The organism is Streptomyces sp. NBC_00178, from assembly GCF_036206005.1.
GTDB lineage: Bacteria > Actinomycetota > Actinomycetes > Streptomycetales > Streptomycetaceae > Streptomyces.
Genome location: NZ_CP108143.1, coordinates 2973401 through 2985000, shown reverse-complemented (window position 1 = coordinate 2985000; position 11600 = coordinate 2973401). Strand labels below are relative to the sequence as shown.

The 11600-nt window shown below is 69.2% G+C and carries 8 protein-coding genes and 2 rRNA genes (1 of these 10 cut by a window edge); 5 read left to right on the top strand and 5 right to left on the bottom strand.

Annotated elements, in window-relative coordinates:
• Nucleotides 1-1661: ribosomal RNA gene (locus OHT61_RS12780) — 23S ribosomal RNA — on the top strand (it extends 1465 nt beyond the left edge of the window).
• 79 nt (nucleotides 1662-1740) lie between these two features.
• Nucleotides 1741-1857, top strand: a 5S ribosomal RNA gene (gene rrf / locus OHT61_RS12775).
• Between the two features lie 260 nt (nucleotides 1858-2117).
• Here rrf and OHT61_RS12770 read toward each other — a convergent pair.
• From OHT61_RS12770 to OHT61_RS12750, 5 genes are read right to left on the bottom strand one after another with little or no spacing between them, the layout of a single operon-like run.
• Nucleotides 2118-3431 (bottom strand): DUF58 domain-containing protein, encoded by a 1314-nt coding sequence (locus OHT61_RS12770; protein ID WP_329037920.1) that lies wholly within the window; start codon nucleotides 3429-3431, stop codon nucleotides 2118-2120.
• A 10-nt stretch (nucleotides 3432-3441) separates the two neighbouring features.
• Nucleotides 3442-4461 carry an AAA family ATPase gene (locus OHT61_RS12765; protein ID WP_329037918.1) on the bottom strand — a complete coding sequence of 340 codons (1020 nt, stop codon included), beginning with the start codon at nucleotides 4459-4461 and terminating at the stop codon, nucleotides 3442-3444.
• A complete protein-coding gene (locus OHT61_RS12760; RefSeq protein ID WP_329037916.1) occupies nucleotides 4458-5684 on the bottom strand; it encodes a DUF4350 domain-containing protein in 1227 nt (408 codons plus the stop codon). Before OHT61_RS12760 ends, OHT61_RS12765 begins: the two co-directional genes overlap by 4 nt.
• On the bottom strand, nucleotides 5681-6373 hold the full coding sequence (locus OHT61_RS12755) for a DUF4129 domain-containing protein (RefSeq protein ID WP_329037915.1): 693 nt from the start codon (nucleotides 6371-6373) through the stop codon (nucleotides 5681-5683). Before OHT61_RS12755 ends, OHT61_RS12760 begins: the two co-directional genes overlap by 4 nt.
• Nucleotides 6374-6377: 4 nt before the next feature.
• On the bottom strand, nucleotides 6378-7574 hold the full coding sequence (locus OHT61_RS12750; RefSeq protein WP_329037913.1) for a glycerophosphoryl diester phosphodiesterase membrane domain-containing protein: 1197 nt from the start codon (nucleotides 7572-7574) through the stop codon (nucleotides 6378-6380).
• Nucleotides 7575-7714: 140 nt separating this feature from the next.
• Between OHT61_RS12750 and mtnA the strand changes: the two genes are divergently transcribed.
• From mtnA to mtrB, 3 genes are read left to right on the top strand one after another with little or no spacing between them, the layout of a single operon-like run.
• A complete protein-coding gene (gene mtnA, locus OHT61_RS12745; RefSeq protein WP_329037911.1) occupies nucleotides 7715-8863 on the top strand; it encodes an S-methyl-5-thioribose-1-phosphate isomerase in 1149 nt (382 codons plus the stop codon).
• A 4-nt stretch (nucleotides 8864-8867) separates the two neighbouring features.
• Entirely contained in the window at nucleotides 8868-9557 is a 690-nt protein-coding gene (gene mtrA, locus OHT61_RS12740; protein ID WP_187282414.1) for a two-component system response regulator MtrA, read from the top strand.
• Nucleotide 9558: 1 nt separating this feature from the next.
• Nucleotides 9559-11586 carry an MtrAB system histidine kinase MtrB gene (mtrB, locus tag OHT61_RS12735; protein ID WP_329037908.1) on the top strand — a complete coding sequence of 676 codons (2028 nt, stop codon included), beginning with the start codon at nucleotides 9559-9561 and terminating at the stop codon, nucleotides 11584-11586.
• Nucleotides 11587-11600: the final 14 nt, after the last annotated feature.

Sequence of the window (11600 nt, the reverse complement as noted above, 5' to 3'; positions counted from 1 at the left end):
ACCTAAGGCGAGGCCGACAGGCGTAGTCGATGGACAACCGGTTGATATTCCGGTACCCGCTTTGAAACGCCCAATACTGAATCAGGCGATGCTAAGTCCGTGAAGCCGGCCCGATCTCTTCGGAGTTGAGGGTAGTGGTGGAGCCGACGAACCAGACTTGTACTAGGTAAGCGATGGGGTGACGCAGGAAGGTAGTCCAACCCGGGCGATGGTTGTTCCCGGGGTAAGGGTGTAGGCCGTGTGGTAGGTAAATCCGTCACACATTAAGGCTGAGACCTGATGCCGAGCCGATTGTGGTGAAGTGGATGATCCTATGCTGTCGAGAAAAGCCTCTAGCGAGTTTCATGGCGGCCCGTACCCTAAACCGACTCAGGTAGTCAGGTAGAGAATACCGAGGCGTTCGGGTGAACTATGGTTAAGGAACTCGGCAAAATGCCCCCGTAACTTCGGGAGAAGGGGGGCCATCACTGGTGATCCGATTTACTCGGTGAGCTGGGGGTGGCCGCAGAGACCAGCGAGAAGCGACTGTTTACTAAAAACACAGGTCCGTGCGAAGCCGTAAGGCGATGTATACGGACTGACGCCTGCCCGGTGCTGGAACGTTAAGGGGACCGGTTAGTGCACTTTCGGGTGTGCGAAGCTGAGAACTTAAGCGCCAGTAAACGGCGGTGGTAACTATAACCATCCTAAGGTAGCGAAATTCCTTGTCGGGTAAGTTCCGACCTGCACGAATGGCGTAACGACTTCTCGACTGTCTCAACCATAGGCCCGGTGAAATTGCACTACGAGTAAAGATGCTCGTTTCGCGCAGCAGGACGGAAAGACCCCGGGACCTTTACTATAGTTTGATATTGGTGTTCGGTTCGGCTTGTGTAGGATAGGTGGGAGACTTTGAAGCAGCCACGCCAGTGGTTGTGGAGTCGCCGTTGAAATACCACTCTGGTCGTGCTGGATGTCTAACCTGGGTCCGTGATCCGGATCAGGGACAGTGTCTGATGGGTAGTTTAACTGGGGCGGTTGCCTCCTAAAGAGTAACGGAGGCGCCCAAAGGTTCCCTCAGCCTGGTTGGCAATCAGGTGTTGAGTGTAAGTGCACAAGGGAGCTTGACTGTGAGACCGACGGGTCGAGCAGGGACGAAAGTCGGGACTAGTGATCCGGCAGTGGCTTGTGGAAGCGCTGTCGCTCAACGGATAAAAGGTACCCCGGGGATAACAGGCTGATCTTCCCCAAGAGTCCATATCGACGGGATGGTTTGGCACCTCGATGTCGGCTCGTCGCATCCTGGGGCTGGAGTCGGTCCCAAGGGTTGGGCTGTTCGCCCATTAAAGCGGTACGCGAGCTGGGTTTAGAACGTCGTGAGACAGTTCGGTCCCTATCCGCTGTGCGCGTAGGAATATTGAGAAGGGCTGTCCCTAGTACGAGAGGACCGGGACGGACGAACCTCTGGTGTGCCAGTTGTCCTGCCAAGGGCATGGCTGGTTGGCTACGTTCGGAAAGGATAACCGCTGAAAGCATCTAAGCGGGAAGCCTGCTTCAAGATGAGTATTCCCACCACCTTGAGTGGTTAAGGCTCCCAGTAGACGACTGGGTTGATAGGCCAGATGTGGAAGCCCGGTAACGGGTGGAGCTGACTGGTACTAATAGGCCGAGGGCTTGTCCTCAGTTGCTCGCGTCCACTGTGTTAGTTCTGAAATAACGAACGGCCGTGTTGTGTTCCGGTGTTGGTTAATTTCATAGTGTTTCGGTGGTCATTGCGTTAGGGAAACGCCCGGTTACATTCCGAACCCGGAAGCTAAGCCTTTCAGCGCCGATGGTACTGCAGGGGGGACCCTGTGGGAGAGTAGGACGCCGCCGAACAATTATTCCGGGAAAGCCCCGTGCCCTTGTGGCACGGGGCTTTTCTGCGTTCCCGGGCAGCCCTGGCCAGGCACCCCGGCCTGGTGCACGGCGAAGACGGTACGAGCTCAAAGCGGATGTCCTCGTGATCGGCAGGCCGGCGGCCGGCTTCCGTGATTCCTGGAGCTGAGCACCGCGAACTCGGGCACCGTGTGCGGCCCCCTTCGTAGTGGCCTCGTTGCCGTGCCCCCACCCCGGCGCGCAGTGCCGAGTTTCTGCTTCTACAGTCGGCCGGCTGCTTTGAGCGCGAGGTAGGCGTCGGCCAGAGCCGGGGCGAGCTCACTTGGAGGGGCGTCGACGACCGTCACGCCGTGGCGGCGAAGCTGGTCCGCGGTGCGGCGGCGCTGGGCCTGGGTCTGAGTGCCGGCAGCTGCTTCATAGGTGGCGTCCACCGTGCCCCTTGCCTGGGCCATCGCCTCGACCTGGGGGTCCGCGACTGAGGCGACCAGCACGGTGTGGCGGCGGGTGAGCTGTGGGAGGACGGGGAGCAGGCCCTCTTCGACGGGTGCGGCGTCCAAGCTCGTGAGTAGCACCAACAAGGAGCGTCGAGGCGCACTGGCGAGGGCGGTGGCGCTGAGTCCGCGGGCATCGGTCTCCACGAGTTCGGGCTCCAGTGGTGCCAGCGCCCCGGCGAAGGCCGACAGCAGGTCCCCGCCGGTTGCCTTGTGCTGTACCCGGGCTCGGACGCGTCGGTCGTAGGCGAGGAGGTTCACGCGGTCCCCGGCACGGGTGGCGAGTGCGGCGAGGAGCATGGCCGCGTCCATGGCGGCGTCGAGACGGGGGACGTCGCCGACCCGACCCGCCGAGGTACGTCCCGTGTCCAGGACGACGAGGATGTGCCGGTCCCGTTCCGGGCGCCAGGTGCGGACCGCGACACCGGTCTGGCGTGCCGTGGCCCTCCAGTCGATGGAGCGGGTGTCGTCTCCCGGGACGTAGGCCCGCAGGCTGTCGAACTCAGTCCCCTCTCCGCGGGTGAGCACGCTGGTACGGCCGTCGAGCTCGCGGAGCCTGGCGAGCCGCGACGGCAGATGCTTTCTGCTCGTGAAGGGCGGCAGTACCCGGACCGCCCAAGGCACGCGGTGGTCCCCCTGACGGGCGGCGAGCCCGAGTGGCCCGAACGAGCGGACCGTCACGCGTTCCGGCTGTCGGTCCCCCCTGCGGGAGGGGCGGAGCACGGTGGTGAGGCGCCGTCGTTCGCCGGCGGCCACGACGAACTCGTGGCGCGAGGAACTCTGTTCGGCCTCCGAGCTCCAACTGCTCGGAGGCCAGGCGTCACGCAGGTGGGCGCGCAGCGGACGACGCGACGGATTGGTTACCGTGAGTTCTACGGTGGCGGCCTCGCCGAGTCGAACGGATGTGTCACCGGATCGAGTGAAATGGAGCGTACGTACTGGCGCGGCCAGGGCGTAGTCGCACAGAATTGCCAGTGAGAGCGGGACATCGACCGCGAGTACGCCGGTCCAGCTCGGAGCCACGATGGCTACGGGGAGTGATCCCAGTGCCGCCAGCAGGGCGGCCCGACCGGTGAGGGCCATGGTGATCGCCTTACCGGGGGACGGGGACGTGGGCAAGGACGGCTGTGATGACGGAGTCGGGGGTGACTCCCTCCATCTCGGCCTCCGGGCGCAGGTGGATGCGGTGGCGGAGCGTGGGCAGGGCTAGGGCTTTCACGTCGTCCGGGGTGACGTAGTCCCGGCCGGTGAGCCAGGCCCAGGCGCGCGCGGTGGAGAGCAGTGCGGTGGCTCCCCGGGGAGAGGCACCGAGGGTCAGCGAGGGGGATTCACGCGTGGCACGACAGATATCGACGACGTAGGCGGCGATCTCGGGCGAGACGGAGGTCTTGGCGACGGCGGTGCGTGCGGCTTCCAGGTCGGCGGGACCGGCAACGGGCCGTATGCCTGCGGCTTCGAGGTCGCGTGGGTTGAAACCGTCCGCGTGCCGGGTGAGCACGTTGATCTCATCCTCCCGCGAGGGCAGGGGCACATTGAGTTTCAGCAGGAATCGGTCCAACTGCGCTTCGGGCAGCGGATACGTCCCTTCGTACTCGACAGGGTTCTGGGTGGCTGCCACCAGGAAGGGATCGGGCAACGCCCTCGGTGAACCGTCGATGGTGACCTGGCGTTCCTCCATGGCCTCCAGCAGCGAGGCCTGTGTTTTGGGAGGGGTGCGGTTGATCTCGTCGGCGAGCAGCAGATTGGTGAACACGGGCCCGGGCTGGAAGGAGAACTCGGCGGTGCCGGCGTCGTAGACCAGTGATCCCGTGACGTCGCTCGGCATCAGGTCCGGAGTGAACTGGACGCGTTTGGTGTCGAGTTCAAGGGATGCTGCGAGGGCCCGGACCAGGAGGGTCTTCGCTACGCCGGGGACGCCTTCGAGGAGGACGTGTCCTCGGCAGAGAAGAGCGACGACCAGGCCGGTGACGGCGGGGTCCTGGCCGACGACGGCCTTGGAGATCTCTGCACGCAGAGCCTCCAGGGATGCCCGGGCGCTGTCGGAGTCCACGGGGAACGCAGAAGTCTCCGCGGGTGCCGCAGGCTCGGTGGTCTCCGGGGGCGTGGCGCTCATGAAGTGCGTACCTCTCTTTCGAGGGCGTCGAGTTGGTCGGTCAGCAGGACAAGCGCGGCGTCGTCGGCGGGGGCAGGGCCGAAGAGGAGGGCGCCGAGGTCTCCGCCCGGGGTGCCGAGGCGTACGGCGACAGCGGGGAGAAGGACGTCGGGCGAATCGGCGTCACAGGAGGACACGCCGAGGAGGGGGGAGATGCGGGTGCGGGTGGCCGCGCGCAGGGTGGCGGCGGCGCGGTCGCGGGCGTTGGCCTTGCGGTAGAGGCGGGCCCGTCCTTCGGTCGATTCGGAGGCGCGCACGGCGACCGGTAGCCGTTCGGTGACGAGGGGGCCGAGCCGTCGGGCCCGCCAGATGGCGGCGAGGGCGGTTGCGACGCCGAGTTGGAGTGTGCCCCACAGCCAGCCGGAGGGGATCAGGCTGAAGAAGCTGCCCTCTCCGCCGGCTTCGCCGTCGCTGTTGTCGGGGTTGCCGCTGCCGGTCACGGCAGCGGAGGGGTCGTCGAGCGAGGGGAGGTACCAGACGAGATGGGGTCGCGAGCCGAGGAGTTGCAGGGCCAGCGAGGCGTTGCCGCGCTTGTCGAGACGGTCGTTGCGGAGGATGTCGGGAGAGCCGAGGAACACGGTGTCGCCGGTGTGCCGTTCGGGCAGGACGAGGAGGGTGCCGTGTCCGGCGTCCGGGTAGCAGGCGATGGCCCCGTCCGCGCCGGTGGAGTAGCGCACGCCTCCCATGTCGGCGGTTCCGGCGGTGCGTGCGGCCGGGAGGGCGCAGCCGGGGGAGCGTCCTGCCACGGGGCCGGTGGACCCCGCGCGGACGGACGGGGACAGCCTGGCCACCGAGGTCCGGCCTGCGGCGACGAGGACGGTGCGCCCCCCGGACTCGCCGGCGGCCGAGCCGAGGCGTCGCTGCTGGTGCGGGGTGAGCATGTCGGGACCGGCCACCAGGAGCGTGGTGTCGGGCCCCGCCGCGGCGGTCGCCTCGGCGAGCGTGGTGGCGACGTCGACGGATGTGCCGCGGTCCCTGATGAGTTCGGCGACGGCGCGGCTGCCCTGGGGGTCGGGGGAGCGGGGGTCGAGGCGGCCGTGCTGCCCGCCGGACCGGAACGCCGCGAAGGCCACCCCGCCGACGACGAGGACGAGCACGGCCAGCAGGACGCCTCGTACGCGCTGCCATACCTGTCCGGGAGTGCGGGAGGCGGAGGTGGTGGGGACGGCTGTCGTGCCGGTCACAGGGCGCTTCCTCCGGCTGTCGTGGCCATCGGCAGAGGCTTGGCCGTCCCAATGTCCCGGTCGAGGGTGCACAGGCTCAGATACGCCGCCTCGTCGGCCGTGCGGCCGCCGTACGTGATGTCGTCGAAGACCCGGGCGGCGTCGCGGAGCGGGACCGCGTACGCGGGCAGCAGTCCGCCGGCGTCGACCGCCGCCTCGTCGGCTGTGCGGCCGGGGCGCGTGTCGAGCACGGCGCGGTCCTCGAGGGCGCGTACGAGGGCGCGCATGCGCTCCTGGACGGCCTCCGTCCACCGCTCGGCGTCTGCATGGGCGGCCGCGGCGCTCCTGTGGCCTGCCGCGCTGCGCACGGTGCCGTCGAACAGGGCGTCGGGTGTCCGGGCGGCGCCCTGCGGGGTTCCGAGGCGCCACCACAGGGCGGCGCCCAGAGCGACGACGGCCAGGGCGATCACGACGAGCCCGGCCGGGCCGCCGGGGGCGGCTCCGGCGGCACCGTCGAGGAGACCGCTGATCCAGTCCCAGAAGCGGTTGATCCCGCGTTCGAGGAGGTTCGGATCGTGTTCGTGGTACATCGGGTCGGACAGTTCGTCCTGGGCCGCTTCGCGGGCGGGGACACGTGAGGTGTCCACGGGTATGCCCCCGCCCGTTCCCGTGACGTGTTCCGCTGCGCTGGTGCCCCCCGGCCCGTTCACCGCATCAGTTCCCGGCGGTGTCGTAGCCGGGCACGCCGGCGGCCCGTGCGAGATCGAGGTCGAGCGCCTCGCGGCGGATGCGCTGGTCGACGTAGAGCAGGGCCATCACGCCCGCGGTGAAGGGGTAGGTGAGCGTGGAGATGATCACTTCGCCGATTCCGGTGATGACGAGGAAGGGCCAGCCGAAGTCGGACGAGCTGCTGTTGAGGAACTCGCTGAGCCCGTCGCTGTCCACCGTCACGGCGATGATGCCGAACGGGACCGCGACGATCAGGCTGACGATGATGACCAGCAGGTAGGTGAGCGCCAGGATGCCGAAGGTCCGCCACCAGCTGCCCTTGACCAGCTTCGCGGACCGGCGCAGCGCGGTGAGTACGGGCTGCCGCTCGAGCATCAGCGCCGGTGCCGCGAGAGTGAAGCGGATCATCAGCCAGAGCACGACGCCGCATGCGGCGACCAGACCGACGAAGGCAAGGGCGATCCCTCCCGCGCCGCCACCCAGCAGCAGTCCCGGGAACAGGCCCACAGCCATGATCGCGGCGCTCATCAGGCTCAGCAGCAGCGTCAGGCCGAGCAGGGGCAGGAGCCGCGGACGGGCCTCGGCCCAGGCTTCGGAGAGCGTCACGCCGCGGCCGAGGACGGACCGGCTGATCACCACGGTGAGGACGGAGGTCGTGACGAGCGTGGCGATCATGGCGATCAGAGTGCCCGGGGCACTGGTGAGGAGTTGCGAGGCCGCGGAGTCGGTGGCCTGGCGCAGCGCTTCCGCCCCCTCGGCGTTCGGGTCGACCGATGTGGGCTCGGGCAGGAGGTAGCGCTGCACGAGGATGACCACGATCTCGGCGAACACGGAGACGGTGAGGCTGACGCCGAGCACGGTGCGCCAGTGGGCGCGCATCGTGGAGACGGCGCCGTCGAGGATCTCCCCGACGCTCAGCGGTCGCAGCGGGATGACCCCTGGCTTCGCGGCCATCGGTGCGCCGCCCCAGCCCGGGCCCGGAGGTGTGCCGCCCCGTCCCGGAGCGGGCGGGGTTGTGCCGTGGGCCGCAGGCGGGGTCCACCGTCCCGGGGGTGGCTGCGCGGGGGACCACTGCCCGGCGGGACCGCCTTCGTCGACGGGCGAGGACGGCTTGGGGATGCCCGCTTCCTGATCGTCGGAGGGGGCGGATCCGGGCGAAGCCCAGCCCGGAGAGTCGTTCATCGTCGCTCCTTCACGGTCCCGTCCGCTCATCGGGGCGGCGGGTCGGCAGCCATCGTGCCACGCGTGGCCGCGGTGCGGGCCGGGCCCTCCGTCTCCTTCTTGCCTTCGTGTGCGGGCGGTTCAGCGGGCAGACTGGGCGGATGGCTGATCAGGACGCGCAAACGCCGGTGGGTATCGAGCCGCCGCCCCTCTCGGTGCTCCGCTGGGAGGAGCCTCCTCAGGGGCCCGCAGTGGTGCTCCTCGACCAGACACGGCTGCCCTCCGAGGAGGTGGAGCTGGTGTGCGCCGACGTGCCGGCACTCGTCGAGGCGATACGGACGCTGGCGGTGCGCGGTGCGCCGCTGCTGGGCATCGCAGGGGGGTACGGCGTCGCGCTCGCCGCAGCCCGGGGCGAGGACGTGGAGTCGGCGTCGGATCTGCTGGGGCGGGCGCGGCCCACCGCGGTGAATCTGGGGTACGGGGCGCGTCGGGTGGCGGCGGTGCACCGGTCGGCGATCGAGGGCGGGGCCGGCCTGCCGGACGCCGCCGCGGCGGCCCTTGCCGAGGCGCGGGCGCTGCACCGGGAGGATGCCGAGGCCAGTGGGCGCATGGCGCGGTACGGTCTGGAGCTGCTCGCGGAGCTCCTGCCGGGAGACGGGCAGCACCGGTTGCTGACCCACTGCAATACGGGGGCGCTGGTGTCGGGCGGTGCGGGGACGGCCTTCGCCGTGGCGCTGCGGGCCCACCACGAGGGCAGGCTGCGCAGGCTCTGGGTGGACGAGACGAGGCCGCTTCTCCAGGGTGCGCGCCTCACGGCGTACGAGGCGGGCAGGAACGGGATGCCGTACGACGTGCTCGCGGACAGTGCGGCGGGTTCGCTGTTCGCGGCGGGGGAGGTGGACGCCGTGCTCATCGGGGCGGACCGCATCGCCGCGGACGGCTCGGTGGCCAATAAGGTGGGGAGTTATCCGCTGGCGGTGCTGGCGAAGTACCACCACGTGCCGTTCGTCGTCGTGGCACCGACCACCACGGTGGATCTGGGGACCGCTGACGGCGCATCGATCATCGTCGAGCAGCGGCCGGCCGCGGAGGTGACGGAGATCACATCCGTGCCGGGGTTCCCGGCCGCGGGCGGAAGGGCTGTACGGGCTCTCGCGCCCTCGGGGGCCAAGGCGTACAACCCCGCATTCGACGTCACGCCGCCCGAACTGGTCACGGCGATCGTCACGGAGGAGGGCGTAGTTTCCCCGGTAACGGGAGTCGGACTGGCAGAGCTGTGTGCCAGGTCATCGCAGGTAACGATTAGCTAATGGGATGATGTCGTTTATGAAGGGACGCGTCCTTGTCGTCGACGACGACACCGCACTGGCCGAGATGCTCGGCATCGTGCTGCGGGGAGAAGGTTTCGAACCGTCGTTCGTAGCGGACGGCGACAAGGCACTGGCCGCATTTCGCGAGGCCAAGCCCGACCTGGTGCTGCTCGACCTCATGCTTCCCGGACGGGACGGCATCGAGGTCTGCCGGCTGATCAGGGCGGAGTCGGGTGTGCCGATCGTCATGCTCACGGCCAAGAGCGACACGGTGGACGTGGTGGTGGGCCTGGAGTCCGGGGCCGACGACTACATCGTCAAGCCGTTCAAACCGAAGGAGTTGGTTGCCCGGATCAGGGCACGTCTGCGGAGGTCCGAGGAGCCCGCGCCCGAGCAGCTGACGATCGGGGACCTGGTCATCGACGTGGCGGGCCACTCGGTGAAGAGGGAGGGGCAGTCCATCGCGCTGACCCCGCTGGAGTTCGACCTGCTGGTCGCGCTCGCCCGCAAGCCCTGGCAGGTCTTCACCCGTGAGGTGCTGCTGGAGCAGGTGTGGGGCTATCGCCATGCCGCGGACACCCGTCTGGTGAACGTGCACGTGCAGCGGCTCCGCTCGAAGGTCGAGAAGGACCCGGAGCGACCGGAGATCGTCGTGACCGTCCGCGGTGTCGGCTACAAGGCCGGACCGAGCTGACATGACCCTGGGCAGCGCTGCTCCGCCACCCGGGGGCACCGGGGCACGCACGGAGCGGGCTGCCGGTCCCCCGGGGACGTCCTCCCGCTTCGGCAAGGTCCTGCGGGGCGTCCGGTTGCTCCGCGACCGGACGCCCGGCGGTCCGGTGCCCCGGCTTCTCCTGCGCTGGATCAGCGGGCCGCTGCTTCCGGCCGTCCGGCTGTGGCGGCGCAACCTGCAGCTGCGGGTGGTCGCGGGCACCCTGCTGATGTCGATCGGTGTGGTGCTGCTCCTGGGATTCGTCGTGATCGGGCAGGTCCGTAACGGTCTGCTCGAGGCGAAGGGCAAGGCCGCGCAGACCCAGGCGGCCGGCGGCTTCGCGGCCGCCCAGGCGAACGCGAACGCCCCTCTGCTTCCGGGTGACCAGGGCGAGGAGGGCGCCGACGGCACGACGGCCAACACCTCGTGGCGCACGGAGCTGGTCGATCAGCTCGCCAGCGGCGGGACCAACGCGTTCAACGTCGTGGCGCTCAGCCCCGACTCGGCGGGACAGGGCACCAGCCGGGCCCCGCGGGGTTCGGGCAGCGTGGAGGCGTCCAGCATCCCGCAGAGGCTCCGCGACGACGTGGGTCAGGGGGCGGGCGCCTTCCAGACGTACTCGCTGATCCGCTATTCCCACGGCAAGAGCCCGGAGCCCGGGCTCGTCGTGGGCAAGCGGCTCTACGACATCGACCACAACCCGTACGAGCTGTACTACCTCTTCCCGCTCACGCAGGAGGAGAAGTCGCTGACCCTCGTGACGACGACGCTGGCCACGGCCGGTCTCTTCGTCGTCGTGCTGCTGGGGGCCATCGCGTGGTTCGTCGTGCGCCAGGTCGTCACGCCCGTGCGTATGGCGGCCGGCATCGCCGAGCGGCTCTCCGCGGGCCGGCTCCAGGAGCGCATGAAGGTCACCGGCGAGGACGACATCGCACGCCTCGGTGAAGCCTTCAACAAGATGGCGCAGAGCCTCCAGCTGAAGATCCAGCAGCTGGAGGAGCTCTCCCGCATGCAGCGGCGTTTCGTCTCCGACGTCAGCCATGAGCTGCGCACCCCGCTGACGACGGTGCGCATGGCGGCCGATGTGATCCACGAGGCGCGCGTCGACTTCGATCCCGTCACGGCCCGGTCCGCCGAACTGCTGGGGGACCAGCTCGACCGTTTCGAGTCGCTCCTCTCCGACCTGCTGGAGATCAGCAGGTTCGACGCGGGGGCGGCGGCGCTGGAGGCGGAACCGATAGACCTGCGTACGGTCGTCCGGCGCGTGATCGGCGGCGCCGCGCCGCTCGCGGAACGCAAGGGCAGCCGGATCCGGGTGATCGGCGACGAGCAGCCCGTGATCGCGGAGGCGGACGCCCGCCGTGTCGAGCGGGTCCTGCGCAACCTCGTCGTCAACGCGGTCGAGCACGGTGAGGGCCGCGACGTCGTCGTGCGCATGGGCGCCGCCCAGGGTGCGGTGGCCGTGGCGGTGCGGGACTACGGCGTGGGGCTCAAGCCCGGCGAGGCGACCCGCGTGTTCAACCGTTTCTGGCGTGCGGACCCGGCGCGGGCCCGCACGACCGGCGGGACGGGTCTGGGACTGTCGATCGCCGTCGAGGACGCCCGGCTGCACGGCGGATGGCTTCAGGCGTGGGGTGAGCCGGGTGGTGGTTCACAGTTCCGGCTGACCCTGCCGCGCACGGCGGACGAGCCGCTGCGCGGGTCGCCGATACCGCTGGAGCCCGAGGACTCCCGGCGCAATCGGGAGGAGCGTGAGCGGGCGGAGGCGGTACCCGCCGCGTCAGAGCACCGGCTCATGTCGGTACCGAGCCAGTCCGGCTCCGCGCGGTCTCCGCTCACCGCGGCCGCGCACGGCACGGCGGGCTCGCGTACCCCGGCATCGGTCCACCCGGCGGCGCTGCCGGGCAACGGAGCGCGCGTGGTGTCGCGTCCGGCCGGCGACCGGCCCGGTGGCGCCGCCGATCCGGAGGCGCAGGACCCTGAGCGGGAGGACACGGCTCGTGGAGAGTGAGCGTCGACGGGGTG

Excerpts from the sequence above, each read along its gene's own strand:
- OHT61_RS12770 (WP_329037920.1), bottom strand. The coding sequence starts at position 3,431 with ATGGCCCTCACCGGTCGGGCCGCCCTGCTGGCGGCACTGGGATCACTC.
- OHT61_RS12765 (WP_329037918.1), bottom strand. The coding sequence starts at position 4,461 with ATGAGCGCCACGCCCCCGGAGACCACCGAGCCTGCGGCACCCGCGGAG.
- OHT61_RS12750 (WP_329037913.1), bottom strand. The coding sequence starts at position 7,574 with ATGAACGACTCTCCGGGCTGGGCTTCGCCCGGATCCGCCCCCTCCGAC.
- mtnA (WP_329037911.1), top strand. The coding sequence starts at position 7,715 with ATGGCTGATCAGGACGCGCAAACGCCGGTGGGTATCGAGCCGCCGCCC.
- mtrA (WP_187282414.1), top strand. The coding sequence starts at position 8,868 with ATGATGTCGTTTATGAAGGGACGCGTCCTTGTCGTCGACGACGACACC.
- mtrB (WP_329037908.1), top strand. The coding sequence starts at position 9,559 with ATGACCCTGGGCAGCGCTGCTCCGCCACCCGGGGGCACCGGGGCACGC.